The organism is Brachybacterium phenoliresistens, assembly GCF_000576425.1.
In the GTDB taxonomy this organism is placed as follows: Bacteria; Actinomycetota; Actinomycetes; order Actinomycetales; family Dermabacteraceae; genus Brachybacterium; species Brachybacterium phenoliresistens.
This window is the reverse complement of record NZ_KK069990.1, coordinates 88,624-109,347: the sequence shown is the minus strand read 5'-3', so window position 1 is coordinate 109,347 and position 20,724 is coordinate 88,624. Positions and strand designations below refer to the sequence as shown.

Genomic DNA, 20,724 nt, shown 5'->3' with positions numbered 1-20,724 from the left:
TCCGGAGCCCGGGAACCGCGGAACCGACCGCGGCATCGAGCACAGCATGACGAAGGCGGCCCCCCGGGGCCGCCTTCGTCGTGTGCGCGGCGGGTCCGATCACGCGCCCCAGCCCGGATGCGTGCCGGTCATGAGGACGGCGCCCCCGTCCACGCCCTTGGTCCCGGAGACGAGGACGTCGGAGGTGCTGGGACGCGGGGCCGCCAGCGCATCCTGCGGATGGATCCGTCCGATCGCCCGCGAGGGCAGGCCCGCGGACTCGAGCTGCGCGAGGACGGCATCGGCCGCATCGGCGGAGACCACGGCCACCATGCCCAGGCCCATGTTCAGGGTCGCCTCGAGATCGGCCAGCGGGACCGAGCCCCAGGTCGAGACGCGCTCGAAGATGGCTCCCGGCGTCCAGGTGGCGCGGTCCACGGCCGCGCCCAGCCCCGCGGGGACCACGCGGGCCAGGTTCGCGGCGAGCCCGCCGCCGGTGACATGGCAGAGGGCGTGCACGCCCTCCCCCGCCGGCGATTCCAGCAGGTCCAGCAGGTCGCGGGTGTAGATGCGGGTGGGCTCGAGGGCCTCCTCGCCGAGGGTGCGCCCGAGCTCCTCCACATGCGTGTCCCAGCCCAGGCCCGCCGCGTCGATCACGGCGCGCACGAGCGAGTAGCCGTTGGAGTGCAGGCCCGAGGAGTCCATCCCGATGATCACGTCGCCGGCCTCGACCCGCTCCGGCCCCAGGACCTTGGAGGCCTCCACCACGCCCACGGCCGCACCGGCCACGTCGTAGTCCTCGGGGGCCATCAGGCCGGGGTGCTCCGCGGTCTCCCCGCCGACCAGGGCGCAGCCGGCCAGGCGGCAGCCCTCGGCGATGCCGCGGACGATGTCGGCGATGCGCTCGGGCACGACCTTCCCGCAGGCGATGTAGTCGGTCATGGCCAGCGGCTTCGCGCCGAGCACGACGATGTCGTCGACGACCATCGCCACCAGGTCCTGGCCGATGGTGTCGTGGATGTCCAGGGCGCGCGCGATCGCGATCTTGGTGCCGACGCCGTCGGTGCTCGAGGCGAGCAGCGGACGCTCGTAGTCCTTGAGGGCGGAGACGTCCAGCAGGCCGGCGAAGGCGCCGACCCCGCCGAGGACCTCGGGGCCGTGGGTGGCGGCGACCGCCTCCTTCATGAGCTCGACGGCCTTGTCCCCGGCGTGGGTATCGACCCCGGCGGCGGCGTAGGTGATCGGCTGGGGGGACGCTGCGCTCACGCGGGGACCTCGTTCTTCTCGGGGGAGGCGGGATGCGGGCCGGCGCCCGGTGCGCCGGCCTTCTTCTGCTCGAGCACGCTCTTGCCGAGCGCGCGGGGATCGGGGAGCGGCACCGGATACTGCCCGGTGAAGCAGGCCGAGCACAGCTCGCCCGCCGGCTGCTCGGTGGACTCGACCATCCCGTCGAAGGAGATGTAGCCCAGCGAGTCCGCGCCGATGGAGCGGGCGATCTCGTCGGTGTCCAGGCCGTTGGCGATGAGCTCGGCCCGGCTGGCGAAGTCGATGCCGTAGTAGCAGGGCCAGCGCACCGGCGGGGAGGAGATGCGCACATGCACCTCGGCGGCCCCGGCCTCGCGCAGCATGCGCACCACGGCGCGCTGCGTGTTGCCGCGGACGATCGAGTCGTCGATGACCACCAGGCGCTTGCCGGCGATGATCTCCTTGAGCGGGTTCAGCTTCAGCCGGATGCCCAGCTGGCGGATGGTCTGGCTGGGCTGGATGAAGGTGCGCCCGACGTAGGCGTTCTTCACCATGCCCTGGCCGTAGGGGATGCCGGACTCCTGGGCGTAGCCGATGGCGGCAGGGGTGCCGGACTCCGGGGTCGGGATCACGAGATCCGCCTCGACGGGATGCTCGCGCGCCAGCTGGCGCCCCATCTCCACCCGGGAGGCGTTCACGCTGCGACCGGCGATGCGCGTGTCCGGCCGGGCGAGGTACACGTACTCGAACACGCAGCCCTTGGGGCGCGGCTCGAGGACCTGGCTGCTGCGCAGGCCCTGCTCGTCGATGACGATGAGCTCGCCGGGGGCGACCTCGCGCACGAAGCTGGCGCCGCAGATGTCCAGCGCCGCGGTCTCCGAGGCGACCACCCAGCCGCGGTCCAGGCGGCCCAGGACCAGCGGACGGATGCCCTGGGGGTCGCGCGCCGCGTACAGGGTCGTCTCGTCCATGATCGTGAAGCAGTAGGCGCCGCGCAGATGCGGCATGAGATCGGCGATCGCCCGGGCGAGGTCTCCCTCGACGTCCAGCAGCGCCGTCACCAGGGCGGTGTCCGTCGTGTTGCCGCGGGCGATCTCGCCCTTGGGGGCGCGGGCGCCGCCGCGGCGGGCCTCGAGCATGTCCACGAGCTCGCGGGTGTTGACGAGGTTGCCGTTGTGGGCGAGGGCGACGGTGCCCTCCGGGCGGGGGCCCAGCGTCGGCTGGGCGTTGGACCAGATGGACCCGCCGGTCGTCGAGTAGCGGGCGTGGCCGATGGCGATGTGACCCTGCAGGGTGCTCAGGGAGGTCTCGTCGAAGACCTGGGAGACCAGGCCCATGTCCTTGTACACGAGGATCTGCTCGCCGTCGCTGGTGGCGATCCCCGCGGACTCCTGCCCGCGGTGCTGCAGGGCGTACAGGCCGTAGTAGGTCAGCTTGGCGACGTCCTCCCCCGGGGCGAAGACGCCGAAGACGCCGCACGAGTCCTGGGGGCCCTTCTCGCCGGGGAGCAGGTCATGGGTGAGTCGTCCGTCGCCGCGTGCCACCGAATCATCATGCCACAGCCCCGATGCCCCCGAACCGTCGGGGTCACGCACCGCACAGCCCTGCGGGCTGCGGGGCGAGCGCTCAGCGGCGCCGGTCGGTGCGGCGGTGGCGGAGGGCGTCGACCAGGGCGGCGAGCGCGGCCAGCGGCAGCCCGAAGAACACGGCGCCGGTCACGGCGAAGTACACCATCCCGGCGAGGTAGCGGACCTCGACGACATAGGCCACGACGGCCCCGGCCAGGGCCGCCAGCAGCATGCAGCCCAGGACCCAGAACCCCAGGCTCGGCATGCGCCGCCGCCGGACCAGGATGACGGTGCCCTCCGGGGTGGAGGAGTCCTCGGCATCGGCGGCGTCAGCCGCGGGGCCGTCCTCCTCCGCGGACTCCGCGCCGCGAGGGCCGTCGGCCTCGGGGGCGTCGGCCGCAGGGGCATCGGCCTCGGCGGCATCGGCCTCTGGGGCGTCGACCGCGGGGCCGTCGGCCGCGGGGGCCTCGCCCGGAGCATCGGCCGGGACCGGGTGGTCCGGGGACTCGGCGGCGTCGGGAGCGGGCGCCGGGGTGCTCCCGGGCTGCGGGGAGGCGGGGTCGCTCGGGTGGGTCACAGTGCTCCTGCTGCGTCTACGGCCGCCTGGGCGATGGCGGCGTCGGTACGGGTGGGGGCGGCGGCATCCGGGGTGCGGCTGCGGGCCGAGGTGTGCACGGCGTCCACGCGGGCCCGCCGGGCGAGGTCGGGGATGTCGACGGGGCGCACCCCGCCGCCGGCCATGATCTCCACGATGCCCTCGCCGGCCTGCACCATGCGGGCGAGGTCCTCGGCGCCGTCGAGCGCACGGGCCGCGCCCCCGGAGGTGAGCACGCGGTGGAAGCCCAGCCGCAGCGCGGTGCGCACGGCCTCGGCGCGCTCCTCGGCCCCGGGCAGGGCGTCCACGGCGCGGTGGAGGGTGAGGTCCAGGCCGCGCAGGGAGCGGGAGGCGGCGCCGAGGGCGGCGTCCCGGATCTGCTCGAGGGCGGGCACGTCGAGCGCGCCCTCGGCGGTGAGCACGCCGATCACGACGCCGTCGCAGCCGGCCTCGACCATCGCCGCCGCCTGCTGCCCCATGCGCCGCACGGCCTCGCCGTCGGCGACGAACTCCTCGGGACGGCCCAGGAAGTCCCCGGTGCTGGCCTCGGGGCGCACCAGGGCGTGGACGCGGAAGTGCGGCTTCGCCTCGCGCTCGGCGACCAGCGCCGCGGCACGGGCGACGGCCTCGGCGGCGAGCTCGGGCCGCGGGGTGACGCCGCCGTGGTCGAGGTCCTCGGCCAGCTCGATGCGGTCCGCTCCCGCGCGGGCGGCGATCTCGAGGCCCGCGAGGTCCTCCACGGTGATCTCGACGGCCAGGCTCATCGGCCCTCCTCCAGGGGTGCGGTCCGCTCGGCGGCGGCAGAGGCGTCGGGCCCGGGCGCTGCGGCGCGGGCCGCGGCGACCAGCCGCCGGGGCCCGGGCAGCGGCAGCAGGGCCGAGATGTCGCTGCGCTCCCCGCTGGCGTGCAGGGCGCCGCGGGCGACGGCCTCGGCGAAGGTCAGGTCCCCGGCGGCCAGGGCCAGCCAGGTCAGCGGGTCGGTCTCCACGACCGCCGGCGGCGTGCCGCGGGTATGCCGGGTGCCGGCGATCGCCTGCACGGCGGCATAGGGCGGCACGCGCAGCTCGACGGCGCCGCCGGGGTTCTCCTCGGCGAGCAGCTCGAGGGTGTGGCGGACGGCGGGGGCGAGCACGCGCCGACCGCCCGCCGCGGCGGCGTCGGGGTCGCGCGCCCACAGCTCGAGGGCGGCGCGGCCCTGCTCGGGATCGGTGCGCCGGGCGGGGGACACGGTCAGGCGGACTGCGGGAGCAGGTCGTGCACGGCGACGGTGGCCTCGCGGTCCGGTCCCACGCCGATCGCGCTGATGCGGCAGCCGGCGAGCTCCTCGAGCCGCGCGACGTAGCGCCGCGCGTTCTCGGGCAGGTCCTCCAGGGTGCGGCAGGAGGAGATGTCCTCCGTCCAGCCCGGCAGCGTCTCGAGCACCGGCACGGCGTGGTGGAACTCCGTCTGGGTCATCGGCATCTCGCGGTGGATCACGCCGTCGACGTCGTACGCGGTGCAGATCGGCACCTCGTCCAGGCCCGTGAGCACGTCCAGCTTGGTCAGCACGATGTCGGTGAAGCCGTTGATCCGCACGGCGTGGCGGATCATCAGCGCGTCGTACCAGCCGCAGCGGCGCGGGCGGCCCGTGTTCACGCCGACCTCGTGGCCGGTGGTCTGCAGGAACTCGCCCCACTTGTCGAACAGCTCGGTCGGGAACGGGCCGGCGCCCACGCGGGTGGTGTACGCCTTGACGATCCCGATCACCCGGTCGATGCGGGTGGGGCCGATGCCCGTGCCCGTGCAGGCGCCGCCCGCCGTCGGGTTGGAGCTGGTCACGAAGGGGTAGGTGCCGTGGTCGACGTCGAGGTAGGTGGCCTGGCCGCCCTCCATGAGCACGACCTCGTCGCGGTCCAGGGCGGCGTTGAGCAGCTCCGTGGTGTCCACGACCATCGGCCGCAGCCGCTCGGCGTAGGCGAGCAGGGTCTGCGTGATCTCCTCGACCTCGACGCCGCGGCGGTTGTACAGCTTGACCAGCAGCTCGTTCTTCTGGCGCAGGGCGCCTTCGACCTTCTGGCGCAGGATCGAGGCGTCGAAGAGGTCCTGCACGCGGATCCCGAGCCGGCCGATCTTGTCCATGTACGCCGGGCCGATGCCGCGACCGGTGGTTCCGATGGCGCGCTTGCCCAGGAAGCGCTCGGTGACCTTGTCGAGGGTCTGGTGGTACGGCGCGACGATGTGGGCGTTGGCGCTGATCCGCAGGCGGGAGGTGTCCACGCCGCGCGACTCGAGCACGCCGATCTCCTCGAAGAGGGCCTCGAGGTTGACCACGACGCCGTTGCCGATCACGGGCGTCACCTGCGGGGAGAGGATGCCGGCGGGGAGGAGCTTGAGCTCGAACTTCTCGCCCTTGACGACCACGGTGTGCCCGGCGTTGTTGCCGCCGTTGGGCTTGACGACGTAGTCGACCCTCTCCCCCAGCAGGTCGGTGGCCTTGCCCTTCCCCTCGTCGCCCCACTGGGCTCCGACGATCACGACGGCGGGCATGGCGGCTCCTCAGGGATGCGGGGTCGATCGCACGCCGACGACGGGAGCTGTGCCCGTCCGGGCGCCGACGGGTCTCGGGGGAGACCGGCGCGATCCTACCAAGCGCGCTTCCGCGCCGTGCCCAGCTGCGCACGGCGCGAGGCGCGCATCACCGGTGCGGGATCGGTCGACCGGCGAGGGATCAGTCGACCAGCGAGGGGTCGGCCTCCCGGAGGAAGGCGCGCACGCGCTCGGCCTCCTCCTCGTCGCCGATGCGCCGGGAGGTCTCCCCCAGCAGCGCGAGGGCCCGCAGGAACCCGCGGTTGGGCGCATGGGAGGCGGGGATCGGCCCCTGGCCGCGCCATCCGGCCCGGCGCAGGGCGTCCAGGCCGCGGTGGTAGCCGGTACGCGCATAGGCGTAGGCGGCGATCACGTCGTCGTCGGCGAGCGCGTCGCGCGCGAGCTCCGCCCACACCAGCGAGGAGTGCGGGAAGCGGGCGGCGAGGTCGCGGGGGTCGCCATCGGCCTCGAGGGCGGCGGCCACCTCGGTGTCGGGGTGGTCCTCCGGGAGCAGGGTCGGGGGGACGCCGAGCAGGTTCGACGCGTCCAGGGAGGGGGTGCTGTCAGCCATGCCTGCATGGTACGGGTGCATCATCCGCCTCGCCGGTACGGTCGAACCCTGGTAGAAACGTCGCATGTCTGTTTCACGGGACGGCTCCGAGCTGCTGACGGGGCCAGACGCCGGCGGCCTGCTGAACTCCGCTGTCAGCAATGCCGGGGGCGTGCTGCGCTCGTGGGAGCTGGACCACGTCGACCACCGGCCCGGCCGGTCGACGAAGGCCCTGTACCGCACGACCGTCTCCTGGCCGGAGCTCGACGGCCCCTCCGCGCCCGCACGGGAGGAGCTGTTCGGCGCCAGCGCGCACATCGGCGAGGCCGAACGGCACGTCGCCGGGGCGGAGCATTCCCTGGTCATGACGGACGGGGACATCAATGTGCGGGTCTGGCGCTACCCTCACGACCCCTGGCTGCCGATGCTGCCGCGGGTGTGCTACCCCGACGTGCTCGGCACGACGCTCGCCGAGCTGGGCGTGCCCACGGGGATGGACGCCGCCGCCCCGGTCCCGATCGAGGTCGTCTCCTATCGCCCTGGCCGTCGGGCGGTGCTGCGCGCCCGCCTCGCCGACCGCGCCGTCTTCCTCAAGGTGATGCAGCCGCACAAGAGCGGGGAGATCGTCGATCGCCATCAGCGGCTGCTCGCCGCCGGCGTTCCCGTGCCCCAGGTCACAGCCCACCACCAGGGGCTGGTGGTGATGGAGGAGCTGCCGGGCCGCCCGCTCGCCCACGCCGTCGTCGAGGAGGGCGCCCGGGCCGTCCGCGCCGAGGACCTGGTCGCGACCCTGGACCGCCTGCCCGCCTCGATGTACACGCTCCCCCTGCGGGCGCCGTGGACCGATTCGGCCGATTTCTACGCGGGCGTGGTCAGCTCCTCCGTGCCGGCGCTCGCCCCGCGGATCGAGACGCTCGTGCGGGGGATCCGCGACGGCCTCGCCGCGGTGGGCCGCCGCCTGGACATGCGCCCGCACGACGTGGTCCACGGCGACTTCTACGAGGCCCAGCTGTTCGTGCAGGGCGGCGAGGTCGTCGGCGTGCTCGACATCGACACCGTCGGCCCGGGGCGCCGCGCCGACGACCTCGCCTGCCTGCTCGCCCACCTCAGCGTGCTCGCCGACTACGGCAGCACCGGCCGGATCTCCGCCCCCGCCCAGGCGCATGTCGAGGAGGCGATCCGCGTCTGGCACGAGGTGTTCGCCCGGCGCGTGGACGCCACCGAGCTCGCCCTGCGCGCGGCCGGCGTGGTGCTGTCCCTGGCCACCGGCCCGCATCGGCAGCAGGAGAACGCGTGGGAGGCCGCCACCGAGGCGATCATCCGCGTCGCGGAGCGCTGGGTGGAGACGGCCCGCGAGGCCGAGCGCCGCCTGCAGCGCGCCCAGCGCGAGGCCCAGGAGGCCCGCGAGGCGCAGGCCGCGCGGGAGGCGCGCCAGGCCCAGCTCCAGGCCGAGGCGGAGCGAGCCCGGGCGGAGCAGGCCCGGGCGACGCCCCCGCAGACCGGGGCGCCGCAGGCGCCTCACGGGCCCCCGGTGCAGCAGGGGACCCCGGCGCCGCACGGGCCCCCGGCTCCCCCGGCTCCTCACGCGCCGGCGGCCTCGCAGCCGCTCGAGGGCCCGCCCGCCGCGCAGCCCCGTCAGGCCCCGCCGGGGCAGGACGCCCAGGACCCGGGCACCCCCTGGGGGCACACGGTGCCGGCGCGCCCGGTGGACCCCATCGTCCCGCCGGCGCCGACGCGCGCCGCCGCCCTGCGGCCCGAGGACACCGCCCCGCGCAGCGCCTCGCAGCAGTCCGCCCCCGTCTACCAGCCCCCGGAGCAGCAGGTCGCCTCCGGGATCCATGCGCCGCTGGCGCCCTCGTCCCCGGTCCCCTCGACCGGCGGCCAGCAGAGGGGGCCCTCGGCGGCGCCCGCGGGAGCTCCCCCGACGCACGAGAGCTCCGCCTCGCCCGATGCCGGCGACGAGAGCCCCACCCAGGAGCGCCCGATCAGCTCGATCCCGCGCTGACCGCGGCCCGATAGCATCGGCCCCATGCGTGCAGTCCTCCAGCGAGTCAGCCATGCCCAGGTCGAGGTCGAGGTCGAGGGCGAGGTGGTGGGCCGGACCGAGGGCGAGGGGATCCTCGCGCTGATCGGCGTCACCCACGAGGACGGGCCCGAGCAGGTCGCCACCATCGCCCGGAAGATCTGCGAGCTGCGGATCCTGGAGGGCGAGCGCTCGGTGCTCGATGCGGGCGCGAGCGTCCTGGTGGTCTCGCAGTTCACGCTCTACGCCGATGTCCGCAAGGGCCGTCGCCCCTCCTGGAACGGCGCCGCCCCGGGGCCTGTCGCCGAGCCGCTGGTCGAGCAGGTCGTCGCCGCGATCCGCGAGCGCGGCGTCCCGGTCCAGCAGGGCCGCTTCGGCGCCCACATGCAGGTCTCGCTCACCAACGACGGCCCGGTCACCATCCTGCTCGAGGCCTGACGGCCCGGACCCGGCCGGACGACGAGCCTCCGACCCCTCGACGCCGAGGCCCCGGAGAGCGCCGGCCCCCGTCCGGACCTCGCTCCCGGGAACACCGGGCGGGACGCACGGTCGAGGCCAGGCAGGCGGGAGGACGTCTCACGGCCGGGCGGGCTGCCCTCGCGGAGCGGACCGAGGTGCAGGTACGGGGCGCGCCCCGTACCCTGGGACCCATGACCTACACACTCGTGCTGCTCCGCCACGGCGAGAGCGACTGGAACGCGAAGAACCTGTTCACCGGCTGGGTGGACGTGCAGCTGACGGAGAAGGGCCGCAAGGAGGCCGCCGCCGGCGGCGTGCTGCTCAAGGAGGCCGGGATCCTCCCCGACGTCGTGCACACCTCGCTGCAGCGCCGCGCCATCACCACGGCGAACCTGGCGCTGGACGCCGCGGATCGGCACTGGATCCCGGTGCACCGCGACTGGCGTCTGAACGAGCGCCACTACGGGGCTCTGCAGGGCATGAACAAGGCGGAGATCCGCGAGAAGTACGGCGAGGAGCAGTTCATGGCCTGGCGCCGCTCCTACGACACCCCGCCGCCGGAGATCGAGTTCGGCACGGAGTTCAGCCAGGACCAGGATCCCCGCTACGCGGACCTCGGCGAGCAGCTGCCGAAGTCGGAGTGCCTCAAGGACGTCGTCGAGCGCTTCCTGCCGTACTGGGAGGAGGGCATCAAGCCCGACCTGGCCAGCGGCAAGACGGTGCTGATCGCCGCGCACGGCAACTCCCTGCGCGCGCTGGTGAAGTACCTCGACGACATCTCCGACGAGGAGATCTCGGGCCTGAACATCCCCACCGGCCAGCCGCTCGTCTACGAGCTCGACGAGAACTTCCAGCCGGTCACCGCCGGCGGCCGCTACCTCGACCCGGTCGCCGCGAAGGCCGCCGCCGAGGCCGTCGCCAACCAGGGCAAGTGAGGTCGCGCCCGGGCACGCGAGCCCGGGCGACCGCAGCGAGCGGGCCCCGTGCCCGGCGACCGCGTCCAGGTCGCCGGGCACGGGGCCCGCTCGCATCCCGTGACGGTCCGCCGACCGTCACCCGTCATCGTCACCGGAGGCGAGTCATCCCGCCGTGCCAGGAGGGGCCGCGGCGGTCCCGGCATCGTCCGCGGCGCGCGCCCGGTCCTCGATCGCGGCGTAGCGCGACCAGCAGTACATCGTCAGCGCCATCGCCCCGGCCGTCCCGAGCACGGCCGGCAGCGGCCTGCGCCACCAGGCCCCGGCCGCAGCGGTCGCCAGCAGCGCGGAGTTCGCGGCGTTGACGGCGCCCATCCCGGGGTCGAGGCTGTGATCGGTCAGCCAGCGCTCCTCGCCGAGCATGGCGCGGGTGGCGAAGGCCTGATCATCGGCCGGGGGCGGGGTCATCACGGGGTTGAGGGCGAACCAGGCTCCGACGGCGAGCGCCGCGCGGCCCGAGCGCGTCCACAGGGGCGCCAGCAGCAGCGGGGTGGTCGCCCACCGACTCCAGGCGCTGAGCGGATGGCAGTGCCGGGAGAAGACGAACCGGGTCAGGGGCGGAGAGGCCGGGGGTGCCATGGTCAGCGCCTCCTGCGGCGGGTGCCGAACAGGGACCGGGTGATCTCGCGGCCCACGACGGTGCCCGCCGAGCGCAGGAACGACCTCACCGCCGGATTGTCGAACAGGCCCTTGTCGTCCTTCGCCGAGGACCGCCGGGCGGGGGCGTCCTTCTCGGCGGGCTGCTCCGACGGGGCCTGCGCGTCGGCCTCCTCCGCGGCGGCACCGGCGGCTTCGGCGTCGCGCCGGGCGAGGATCTCGTAGGCGGACTCGCGGTCCACGGCCTCGCCGTACTCGGCCTGCAGCGCGGAGGCGTCCACGATCTTCTGCATGGCCTCGGCGGGCGCCGGGTTCATGGAGGACTCGGGGGCCCGCACCGCGGTCACCGCCACCGGGGTGGGGGCGCCGTCCTCGCTCATCACGGTCACGATCGCCTCCCCGGTGCCGAGCGCCGGGATCACCTCGACGAGGTCGTACTCGCTGCTGGGGAAGGTCGAGGCGGTCGCCTTGAGCGCCTTGGCGTCATCGGGCGTGTAGGCGCGCAGGGCGTGCTGGATGCGGTTGCCGAGCTGGGCGAGGACGTCGCCGGGGACGTCCTTGGGGGTCTGGGTGATGAAGAAGATGCCCACGCCCTTGGAGCGGATCAGCCGGACGGTCTGGATCACCTGGTCGAGGAACGCCTTCGAGGCCCCCTGGAACAGCAGGTGCGCCTCGTCGAAGAAGAACACGAGCCTGGGCTTGTCGGCGTCGCCGACCTCGGGGAGGTCCTGGTACAGATCCGCCAGCAGCCACATCATGAACGTCGAGAACAGCTGGGGCCGGGTCGCGACCCCCGGCAGCTCGAGGCAGGAGATGATCCCGCTGCCGTCCTCGGCGGTGCGCAGGAGATGCTGGGTGTCGAAGGCGGGCTCGCCGAAGAAGACGTCCGCGCCGGAGGCCTCGAAGGCGGTCAGGCTGCGCAGGATCACGCCGGCGGTCGCCGCGGAGATCCCGCCGATGCCCTTGAGCTCGCCCTTGCCCTCGTCGGAGGTGAGGAACTGGATCAGGGCGCGCAGGTCCTTGAGGTCCAGCAGGCCGAGGCCGTGCGAGTCGGCGTAGTGGAAGATCAGCCCCAGCGAGCTCTCCTGGGTCTCGTTGAGCTCGAGGACCTTGGACATCAGCACGGGCCCGAAGTCGCTGACGGTGGTGCGGATCGGCACCCCGGTCCCCTGGCCGCCCAGGCTGTAGAACTCGGTCCTCCCGGCCCGGGACACCCACTCCTGGCCGCGCGCCGCGGCACGCGCGGTGAGCTTCTCGGACGCCTCCCCCGGCACGGCGATGCCGGAGAGGTCGCCCTTCATGTCGGCGACGAAGACGCTGGTCCCGGCCGCAGCGGCCTGCTCGGCGACGACCTGGAGGGTCTTGGTCTTGCCGGTGCCCGTCGCGCCGGCGATCAGGCCGTGGCGGTTGAGCATGGACAGGGCGAGGTTCACCGGCGCCGCGGCGACGGGCTCCTCGCCCTCGACGAGCGCGCCCAGGTGGATGCGGGCGCCCTCGAAGGCGTAGGCCGCGGTGATCGCGGCGGCGTGCTCGGACAGTCCGGCCGATGCGGGGGCCTCGGTCGCAGGCCCGGGGACGGGAGCCTCCTCCGGCTGGGCCTGGGCGTTCTGGGTCATCGGGTCTCCTCGCATGGATCCGGCCGGCTGGTGCCGACGTCGGTGTGCGGAACACCACGATCGTAACCATGCCGCCGCTGGTCGCGGACGGTCCGCGGCCGATGAGCCAGTCCGGACGAGCGCGGACGGGGCCGCAGGGACGAGGACGGGCGGGCCGAGGCGATGAGGACGGACGGGCCGAGGCGACCGGGGGCGCGGCCCTCAGCGGCCTCGGGCGGGCGGACCGACGGACTCCCGCCAGACCACCGTCTGCAGCGGCCCGTCCTGGGTCGAGGGCGCTGCGGAGGGCACTGCACCCTCGTCCGGACGATCGGGGCCGGACCCGGTCCCGAGCCCAGCATCAGCATCGGCATCGGCATCGGCATCGGCATCGGCATCGGCATCGGCCGCAGGGTCCGCGCGGCGGCGCACGGCCTCGATGAGGCGCCGCATCGAGACCCTGCCCAGCAGCTCGCGGTCCTCCTGGACGGTGGTGAGCGAGGGGACGAGGTAGGCGCTGGTGTCGCGGTCGTCCCATCCGGTGATGCTCATGTCCCCCGGGATCGACCAGCCGCGCAGCACCGCGGCGCGGATCGCCCCGGTCGCGATCACGTCGTTGCCGGCGATCACGGCCAGCGGCGGGGCCGAGTCGGGCAGGGACTCGATCGCCGCGAAGCCCGAGGCGGCGTCCCACCGGCTGGGGAGGACGCCGAGGTCCTCGACCCCGTGCCGCGCGATCTGCGCCAGGTAGGTCTCGCGGCGGGCCACCGCCGAGGGGAAGTCCATCGGCCCCGCGATGTGCAGGAAGCGGCGATGCCCCAGGCGCACCAGATGGTCCATCATCTCGGCCACCGGCCCGGCGTCGGTGAGCACGCCCGTGGCGTGCAGGCTCTCGTCGAACTCGGCCAGGACCAGCAGCACCGGCCCGTCCTCGGGGACGGCGGGCGCCTCCGGACCCGGCGGGGTGAACGCGAGCACCCCCTCGTAGTCCCCCGAGCCCACCAGCTCCTCGAGGCGGGCGCGGCGCTGGGCCGGGTCCGCGGGCAGGCCCACGACCTCCAGCACATAGCCGTGCTCCTGCGCCGTCGCGGTCGCCCCGCGCAGCACTCCCCCGGGGCTGTACCCGGCGTCCGGGATGATCACGGCCAGCCGGCCGCTGCGGCGGGTGCGCATGGAGCGCGCGGCACGGTTGGGGCGGTAGTTCAGCTCCGCAGCGGCCTGCAGCACCTTCTCGCGGGTGGCGGCGGAGATCCCGCGGCGCCCGGTGAGCACGAACGAGACAGTCGACTGCGAGACCCCGGCGCGCTGGGCGACGTCCCGGCTCGTCGGCCTCCTGATCATCGATCGCTCCCTTCGCCCTCCACCGGCCCTCGGCGGTCCGTCCCGAGCTCGGGACCCCGGAGCGGGTCTTGACGGGCTGTGGCGGCCGCCATACTATCCCGAGCTACTACGTATTAACGATCGCGGACCCCCAGCGCCGACCCCGGTGCGGCCGCCTCGGGACGGGACAGGACCAGCATGCTGAGGATCGGGATCATCGGAACCGGCGGGATCGCCCAGGCGCACATCCGCGCCTACCTCGCCTTCGGGCAGCTGTGCGAGATCGTCGCGGTAGCGGACGTCGTCCCCGGCAAGGCCGCGGAGCGCGCCGCGGAGTTCACCCTGGAGGCCGCGACCGCCTTCGAGGACCCCGCGCGGATGCTCGCCCAGGCGGATCTGGACCTCGTGAGCATCGCGACGCCGCCCTCGACCCATGCCCCGCTCGCGATCGCCGCGCTCGATGCGGGAGTGCACGTGCTGGTCGAGAAGCCGATGGCGCCCTCCCTCGAGGAGTGCGACGCGATGATCGCCGCGCAGGAGCGCTCGGGCCGCCGGCTGTGCGTGGTCGCCCAGAACCGCTTCCGCGACGACCTCGCCACCCTCAAGGAGGTCGTCGACTCCGGGCTGCTCGGCTCGATCTCCCATGTGCGGGTGGACTCCGCCTGGTGGCGCGGTCTGTCCTACTACGACCTGTGGTGGCGCGGCACGTGGGAGAAGGAGGGCGGCGGCTGCACCCTCAACCACGCCATCCACCACATCGACCTGCTGCTGTGGCTGCTGGGCCGCCCGCAGGAGATCACCGCGATGCTCGCCAACGCCCAGCACGACAACAGCGAGGTCGAGGACCTCTCGGTGGCGGTGCTCCGCTACGGGCGCGGCCTCGCCCAGCTGACCAGCTCCGTGGTCCACCACGGCCAGGAGCAGGAGATCGTCGTCCAGGGCGAGCACGCCCGCATCTCGCAGCCGTGGAAGGTCCTCGCGGAGACCTCGGCCCCCAGCGGCTTCCCCGAGCCCGGCGGGGACGCCGCCGTGCGCCGGCGCATCGAGGAGCTCGCGGCCGCGCACGTGCCGCTGGCCCACACCGGCCACGAGGGACAGATCGGGGACCTGCTGGAGGCCCTCCTCGAGGGGCGCGCTCCCCGGGTCGATGCGGCCGATGGGCGCAGCGCCGTGGAGATCGTCACCGCCATCTATGCGGCGGGCATCGAGAAGCAGGTCGTGGACCTGCCGCTGGCAGCCTCGGACCCGTACTACCGCGCCGGCCAGCTCGTCGCCCGCGCCCCGCGGTACGGCGCCGCGCAGACCGCGTCGGGGCAGGCCGCGCCCGGAGAGAACGCGCCGGATCAGCCCGCCGCGGGGCAGACCGCGCCCGGGCAGGCCGCAGAGCAGGCACCGGATCCGGCGCCTGCGGGCGCATGAGCGCGCCCTCCTTCCCAGGCGGCACGGCCCTGTCCCATCTGGACATCTACGACGATGCCGCGCCCGACGGACGCTGCGGCGGGGCGCCGCACGTGCACCTCGTCTCCACCGAGGCGTACGTCATCACCGCAGGCCGCGGGGAGCTCCAGACCCTCGACGCGGAGGGCGCCCGCTCGACGCCGCTGGCCCCCGGGGACGTCCTGTGGTTCACCCCCGGCACCGTGCACCGCGCCGTCAACCACGGCGGCCTCGAGATCATGATCCTCATGTCCGCCGCCGGGCTGCCCGAGGGCGGGGACGCCGTGCTCACCTTCCCGCCCGAGCATCTCGCCGACCGCAGCGCCTACGCCGCGGCCGCCGCGCTCGGCGAGGGGCCGGACCGGGCCGAGCGCGCCGCCCGCCGGCGCGACCTCGCGGTGACGGGCATGCAGCGCCTGCGCACCGCCCTCGAGGCCGGGGACCGGGGACCGCTCGAGGAGTTCCTCGCCGCCGCAGCGGCGCTGGTCCGCGACCGCGCCGAGGACTGGGCGCGGATCGTGCGCGAGCACCCCCTGGCCCATGCCCAGCAGGCTCTCGCGATCACCGAGGCCCTGGGCCGCGGCGAGACCGCGCACCTGACGCAGGCGCGGATGCACCGCGCCGCCCCGCCCGCCGCCGAGCGCGCCTTCGGCATGTGCGGGCGGATCCGCGCCTACGACCTCACCGACCCGTCCGACCACGCCGAGCGCCCCCAGATCCCCGAGACCACTGAGACCCCCGAGACCCCCGAGGACCATCGATGACCCCGCACCCCTACACGTTCGATCCTCTCCCTCGGCCGGCGGTGGGCCCCGGCGAGTTCGCCGTGGCCGCCATCGGCCTGGACCACGGCCACATCCACGGCATGGTCCAGGGCCTGGTGGAGGCCGGGGCGGAGCTCGCCTGGGTCCACGACAGCGACCCGGACCGTGCGGCGGCCCTCGCCGCGCAGCATCCCGGCGCCCGCGTCGCGACCCGCGAGGAGGAGATCCTCGAGGACCCCTCGGTGCGGCTGGTCGCCAGCGCGGCGATCGCCTCCGAGCGCGCACCCCTCGGCCTGCGCGCGATCGCCGCGGGCAAGCATGCCTTCGTCGACAAGGCGCCGATGACGACCGTCGCGCAGCTCGAGGCGGTCCGGGAGGCGACCGCGCGCACCGGCCTGCTGTACGCCGTCTACTACGGCGAGCGCGTGCACTCCGAGGCGGCGATCCTCGCCGGCCAGCTCATCGAGCGCGGCGCCATCGGCCGCGTGCTGCAGGTGGTGTGCTTCGGCCCGCACCGGGTGGGCGGGAGGCGCCCGGACTGGTTCTACGACCCCGCGCAGTACGGCGGGATCCTGTGCGACATCGGCAGCCACAACTTCGAGCAGATGCTCCACTACACCGGGGCGCGCGGCGGGCGGATCGCGAGCGCGACCATCGCCAACCATGCGCATCCGGACACCCCCGGGCTGCAGGACTTCGGGGACGCGCACGTGGTGCTGGACAACGGCGCCACGGGCTATGTGCGCGTGGACTGGTTCACCCCGGAGGGCCTGGACGTCTTCGGCGACGGCCGCACCCTGATCCTGGGCACCGACGGATACCTCGAGATCCGCAAGTACGTGGACATCACCACCGAGAACGGCGGCGGACAGGTGCTGCTGGTCGACCACGAGGGGCAGCACCGCTTCGACGCCCGCGGGATGACCGGCTTCCCGTACTTCGGCCGCCTGATCCGGGACTGCCTGGACGGCACGCAGACCGCCATGACGCAGGAGCATGCCCTGGCCGCGGCGGAGCTCTCCCTCGCCGCCCAGGCACAGGCCGTGGACCTGGGCGCCGGGGTCCCCGCCGGCGAGGTGCCCGGCCCGCCGGCCCCCGGAGCCGCGGAGGCAGGAGCGGAGGTCCCACGGGAGGTCGCCGCGCCCTAGCATGGGGCCATGCCGTCCGATGCCGCCGTCACGCCCGCCCCGCCGCGCGAGGTCCGCGCCGATTCCGATCTCCCCCTCGACGCCTACCGGGTGATGCTCACCGCCCCCTCCCGGGCGGAGCTGCTGACGCTGCTCGGGATCACCGGGCAGGACGCCGAGGACCTCGCACCCCTGGCCGATGCCGCGGCCCGCGACGACGAGATCCTCGCCGAGGTCGCCCGCACCGCGAACGCCCTGCGCGAGGCCGCCGGGCTGGAGGTCCCGGCCGTGGATCTCGCGGCCCGCAAGGCCGAGCACGACGCGCTGCAACAGCGTCTCGCCCCCGGGGAGGGCCTGATCCCGATCCTCGCCTTCCTCCTGTCGACCGACACCGTCCGCTCCTGGCACGCCGCGCGGGGCCTGGATCGCGAGCAGTCCTGGCACGTGCTGGCGGACCTGGGCCAGCAGATGCGGGTCCACCGCCGGGGCACCGGTCGCCTGGGTCTGCATCAGCTGAACTGGGTCACCGGGAACTGGGCGGGCCGCCTCGTGCATCTGGGGCGGCTCCAGTTCGACCTCTCCCGCCGTCGGGTGGCCCGGCTCGAGCAGGGCGCGGACCGGCCGTCGGACGCACAGGACACCACGGGGTCATCGGAGGCGAGCCCCGCATCGGCCGCCGAGGCGGAGCCGATGCGCTGGGTCGTCGGCACCCACATCCCGGCGACGGGGCCGCTGGACCCGGCCGAGGTCGAGGCCTCCTTCGCGGCGGCGACCGCGTACTTCACCGCGCACTACGCGGACCTGGGCGCGGGGCGCGGGCCGGACGAGCCGGCCTTCGGCCACGAGTTCACCTGCGACTCGTGGCTGATCAGCGACGAGTTCGCGCAGATCCTGGGCCCCGACGCGAACCTCGCGCGCTTCGCGGCGCTGTGGGAGCGGATCGGCACCATCCCCGGGGACGGGGACGGTGCGCTGTTCTTCGTCTTCGGGCTGCGTCCCCCGGTGGACCCGGCGGATCTGCCCCGCCGCACCCGGCTCGAGCGGGCCGTGGCGGACCGCCTCGCGGACGGCCGCGGCTGGACCAGCGGCAAGGGCCGGCTCCTGCGCTGAGCCGCCGCGGCGGCGGCACGCCGCCCGGGTCCCGCCCGCGCCGACGGCCCGGCGGGACCCCTGCGTCCTTCGGCCCTCAGATGTCCGCGCGCCCCGAGTCGTAGAGCTCCACGACCTCGTCGAAGGCGGCCGTCAGCTCGATGCCGCGGGCCATCGCGACCGCGAAGGCGCTGCGGGTCAGGGCGAAGGCGAGCTGCACGATGACGAACGCCCGCTCGCGGGCGTCCTCCCCCTCGAGGAAGCCGGTGAGGATGTCGACCATCTCGTTCTGGATGGTGTGGAGGTTCCCGGTCGAGATCGAGTGCAGCTTCGGCTCGCGCGCCATGACCTCCTTCTTGAGGTCGCGCAGCTCCGGATCGGAGGGCACCGCCGCGAGGGTGTCGCGCATGACCTGGCGCAGGGCCTCGCGGTGCGGGAGCTCCTCGAGGGCCGGCACCAGGCGCGTGACCACCGAGTCCGACTGGCCGGTGAGGATCCCCAGGATCGCGGACTCCTTGGTGGACCAGTGGTTGAAGAAGGTGCGCGTGGACACGCCCGCGCGCCGCGCGATCATCTCCGCGGTCACGTTCGCATAGCCGTGCTCGACGACGAGCTCGAGGGCGGCGCGATGCATCGCCTCGCGCGTCTGCTTCTTCTTGAGCTCCCGCAGCCCCGGGGCGGCCGGCGCCGCGCGCGCTGTCGTCGTCTCTTCCGCATCGATCACGGGACCATCGTAGTCCGGGACGTCACAGAAACTGCACTCACTGAAATAGTGCAGTCAATGCAACAGTTCTGTAGCATGAGGAGGTCGAAGCCCACCGGCGCGCTGCGGCCATCGGGCGAGCCCGCCTCGCCCTCCAATCCGTCCACCATCGCCCCCGAGGAGCTCCGTGAGCACCAGTCCGTCCCAGGCGCCGACCGCAGGCGCCGCCGCCCCCGCACCCTTCACCGGGCTCGACCGTGAGGGCAAGCTCGTCTTCGTCGGCCTCATGCTCGGCATGTTCGTCGCCTCCCTCTCCCAGACCATCGTCGGCCCGGCCATGCCGCGCATCGTCGCCGAGCTCGGCGGCGTCGAGCACTACAGCTGGATCGCCACCGCCGCCATGCTCGTCTCCGCCGTCGCGGTGCCGATCGTCGGCAAGCTCTCGGACCTCTACGGCCGCCGCTGGTTCTACCTCGGGGGCCTGGCCGTGTTCATGATCGGCTCGATCCTCGCCGGCCTCGCCCAGGGCTTCTGGTTCCTCGTCTTCGCGCGCGCCGTGCAGGGCCTGGGCATGGGCACCCTCATGCCGCTGTCCCAGACGATCATCGGCGACATCATCCCGCCCCGGCAGCGCGGCAAGTACCAGGGCATCATGGGCGCCGTCTTCGGCGTGACCAGCGTCGTGGGCCCGCTCATCGGCGGCACCGTCACCGACAACCTCGGCTGGCGCTGGCTGTTCTACCTCACCCTGCCCATCGGCGTGGCCGCCTTCGTCTTCATCCTGCGCTTCCTGCACCTGAAGACCGCCAACCAGCAGGGCAAGGTCGACTACCTCGGCATGCTCACCCTGACGCCCGGCCTCGTGATCGGCCTGCTGGCCACCACCTGGGGCGGCAACTCCTACGCCTGGGACTCCCCGGTGATCATCGGCATGTACGTCGTCGCCGCGCTGTTCATCGCCGCGTTCGTCGTGGTCGAGACCCGCGTGTCCGAGCCGCTGCTGCCCCTGCACCTGCTGCTGCGCCCCATCGTCGCCCTCTCCGTCGCGGCGTCCTTCGCGATCGCCGTGGCCATGTTCGGCGCCATCATCTACATCCCGGTCTACGCCCAGGGCGTGCTGGGGGTCTCCGCCACCAACTCCGGCGCGATCCTCATCCCGCTGTCGGTGGCGATGATCCTCACCTCCATCGTGGTGGGCCTGCTCATCACGCGTCTGGGCACCTACAAGGTCTTCCTCATCGCCGGCGGCCTGGTGCTGGTGACCGGCTACTGGCTGCTCTCCCGCCTCCAGTACGGAGACACCCAGTGGCACCTGACCCTGGCCATGATCGTGATCGGCCTGGGGCTGGGGCTGTCGATGCAGGTCTACACGCTGGTCGTGCAGAACGTGGTGGCCCAGCGGGAGCTGGGCGTGGCCACCGCCGCCATCCAGTTCTTCCGCAACCTCGGATCGACGATCGGCACCGCGGTGCTGGGCACCGTGATGACCGCGCAGATGTCCAGCGCGATCGAGAAGCAGATCCAGTCCCTCCCGGCCGACGACCTCGCCGCCATGGCGCAGATGTCCTCCGGCGGCGCCCTGGACGCCTCCTCCCTCGAGGCCGCGGTGCTGGACCCGGCCGCCCTCGAGAAGCTGCCCTCCTTCCTCGTCGACCCGATCCGCATGGGGATGGGCGAGGCCATGCACCACGTCTTCCTCACGGCCCTGCCCTTCGTGATCGCCGCGCTCGTGCTGTCGCTGTTCATCAAGCAGGTGCCGCTGCGCGACACCCTGCACAGCGCCGACGAGCCCGCCACCGCCCCGGGGGCCGATGCGGCCGCCGAGCTCGCGGGCACCGGCACCGAGACGCCCGAGGCCCACGAGGCCGCCGATGCGCACGAGGCCTCCGATGCCGAACGCGCCGGCGCGACCGCCGTGTCGAGCTCCGCGACCGCGGGCCCCACGCACCGGGCCGAGAGCCCGGAGGCGCCCCCGCAGCGCTGAGACGCCGCCCCTCGGCACGCCGAGGGCCGCCGGGACGCCCCGAGGACGGACGGGGCGTCCCGTCCCGGCCGGCGCATCGACTCCCCACCCGGGGGGTCCGATGCGCCGGCCGTACTCGTTCCCGGACCCTGCGCCCCGGGACGTGGCACG

Annotated in this window: 19 protein-coding genes; 8 read left to right on the top strand and 11 right to left on the bottom strand. The window is 74.1% G+C overall.

All coding sequences use genetic code 11. The features are described from left to right. Positions 1–99: 99 nt before the first annotated feature. The 7 genes from purM to BF93_RS05740 form a co-directional block, all read right to left on the bottom strand. A complete protein-coding gene (gene purM, locus BF93_RS05775) occupies positions 100–1,245 on the bottom strand; it encodes a phosphoribosylformylglycinamidine cyclo-ligase (RefSeq protein WP_038371256.1) in 1,146 nt (381 codons plus the stop codon). Then, positions 1,242–2,768 carry an amidophosphoribosyltransferase gene (gene purF / locus BF93_RS05770; RefSeq protein WP_051486591.1) on the bottom strand — a complete coding sequence of 509 codons (1,527 nt, stop codon included), beginning with the start codon at positions 2,766–2,768 and terminating at the stop codon, positions 1,242–1,244. Before purF ends, purM begins: the two co-directional genes overlap by 4 nt. A gap of 82 nt (positions 2,769–2,850) precedes the next feature. Then, entirely contained in the window at positions 2,851–3,369 is a 519-nt protein-coding gene (locus BF93_RS18855; protein ID WP_051486590.1) for a hypothetical protein, read from the bottom strand. Beyond that, positions 3,366–4,151, bottom strand: coding sequence for a copper homeostasis protein CutC (locus tag BF93_RS05755; protein WP_038371255.1), 786 nt, complete (start codon positions 4,149–4,151; stop codon positions 3,366–3,368). The genes BF93_RS18855 and BF93_RS05755 overlap by 4 nt, the downstream gene beginning before the upstream one ends. Beyond that, positions 4,148–4,615, bottom strand: a complete 468-nt coding sequence (locus tag BF93_RS05750) for a sterol carrier family protein (RefSeq protein ID WP_051486589.1) — start codon at positions 4,613–4,615, stop codon at positions 4,148–4,150. The genes BF93_RS05755 and BF93_RS05750 overlap by 4 nt, the downstream gene beginning before the upstream one ends. Before the next feature lie 2 nt (positions 4,616–4,617). Beyond that, a complete protein-coding gene (locus BF93_RS05745; RefSeq protein WP_038371254.1) occupies positions 4,618–5,913 on the bottom strand; it encodes an adenylosuccinate synthase in 1,296 nt (431 codons plus the stop codon). 181 nt (positions 5,914–6,094) lie between these two features. Further along, a complete protein-coding gene (locus BF93_RS05740; protein ID WP_038371253.1) occupies positions 6,095–6,523 on the bottom strand; it encodes a DUF3151 domain-containing protein in 429 nt (142 codons plus the stop codon). A gap of 64 nt (positions 6,524–6,587) precedes the next feature. Here BF93_RS05740 and BF93_RS05735 point away from each other — a divergent pair, with 64 nt between their 5' ends. The 3 genes from BF93_RS05735 to BF93_RS05725 all read left to right on the top strand — a co-directional run bounded on the left by BF93_RS05735 (position 6,588) and on the right by BF93_RS05725 (position 9,919). Beyond that, positions 6,588–8,507 (top strand): phosphotransferase, encoded by a 1,920-nt coding sequence (locus BF93_RS05735; RefSeq protein ID WP_038371251.1) that lies wholly within the window; start codon positions 6,588–6,590, stop codon positions 8,505–8,507. A 24-nt stretch (positions 8,508–8,531) separates the two neighbouring features. Continuing rightward, entirely contained in the window at positions 8,532–8,963 is a 432-nt protein-coding gene (gene dtd, locus BF93_RS05730) for a D-aminoacyl-tRNA deacylase (RefSeq protein WP_038371250.1), read from the top strand. 212 nt (positions 8,964–9,175) lie between these two features. Further along, entirely contained in the window at positions 9,176–9,919 is a 744-nt protein-coding gene (locus BF93_RS05725; protein ID WP_038371248.1) for a phosphoglyceromutase, read from the top strand. Between the two features lie 144 nt (positions 9,920–10,063). Here BF93_RS05725 and BF93_RS05720 read toward each other — a convergent pair whose 3' ends face one another. From BF93_RS05720 to BF93_RS05710, 3 genes are all read right to left on the bottom strand, one after another. Further along, positions 10,064–10,537, bottom strand: coding sequence for a DUF6653 family protein (locus BF93_RS05720; RefSeq protein WP_198025364.1), 474 nt, complete (start codon positions 10,535–10,537; stop codon positions 10,064–10,066). A 2-nt stretch (positions 10,538–10,539) separates the two neighbouring features. Then, on the bottom strand, positions 10,540–12,171 hold the full coding sequence (locus BF93_RS05715) for a helicase HerA-like domain-containing protein (RefSeq protein ID WP_051486588.1): 1,632 nt from the start codon (positions 12,169–12,171) through the stop codon (positions 10,540–10,542). Between the two features lie 201 nt (positions 12,172–12,372). Next, a complete protein-coding gene (locus BF93_RS05710) occupies positions 12,373–13,491 on the bottom strand; it encodes a LacI family DNA-binding transcriptional regulator (protein WP_051486587.1) in 1,119 nt (372 codons plus the stop codon). A gap of 177 nt (positions 13,492–13,668) precedes the next feature. On the opposite strand from BF93_RS05710, the gene BF93_RS05705 reads away from it, so the two are divergent. Genes BF93_RS05705 through BF93_RS05690 form a run of 4 tightly spaced genes read left to right on the top strand, consistent with a single transcriptional unit; the run spans position 13,669 to position 17,908 of the window. After that, a complete protein-coding gene (locus tag BF93_RS05705) occupies positions 13,669–14,889 on the top strand; it encodes a Gfo/Idh/MocA family protein (protein ID WP_084148306.1) in 1,221 nt (406 codons plus the stop codon). Next, positions 14,886–15,671, top strand: a complete 786-nt coding sequence (locus BF93_RS05700; protein WP_038371246.1) for a cupin domain-containing protein — start codon at positions 14,886–14,888, stop codon at positions 15,669–15,671. Before BF93_RS05705 ends, BF93_RS05700 begins: the two co-directional genes overlap by 4 nt. Beyond that, positions 15,668–16,819, top strand: coding sequence for a Gfo/Idh/MocA family protein (locus tag BF93_RS05695; protein ID WP_084148305.1), 1,152 nt, complete (start codon positions 15,668–15,670; stop codon positions 16,817–16,819). The genes BF93_RS05700 and BF93_RS05695 overlap by 4 nt, the downstream gene beginning before the upstream one ends. A gap of 9 nt (positions 16,820–16,828) precedes the next feature. Further along, positions 16,829–17,908 carry an acyltransferase domain-containing protein gene (locus tag BF93_RS05690; protein WP_038371244.1) on the top strand — a complete coding sequence of 360 codons (1,080 nt, stop codon included), beginning with the start codon at positions 16,829–16,831 and terminating at the stop codon, positions 17,906–17,908. 76 nt (positions 17,909–17,984) lie between these two features. Here the strand turns inward: BF93_RS05690 and BF93_RS05685 are convergent, their stop codons facing one another. Continuing rightward, positions 17,985–18,611, bottom strand: coding sequence for a TetR/AcrR family transcriptional regulator (locus BF93_RS05685; protein WP_051486586.1), 627 nt, complete (start codon positions 18,609–18,611; stop codon positions 17,985–17,987). 166 nt (positions 18,612–18,777) lie between these two features. Between BF93_RS05685 and BF93_RS05680 the strand changes: the two genes are divergently transcribed. After that, positions 18,778–20,574, top strand: coding sequence for an MDR family MFS transporter (locus tag BF93_RS05680; protein WP_084148304.1), 1,797 nt, complete (start codon positions 18,778–18,780; stop codon positions 20,572–20,574). The last annotated feature ends 150 nt before the right edge of the window (positions 20,575–20,724 follow it).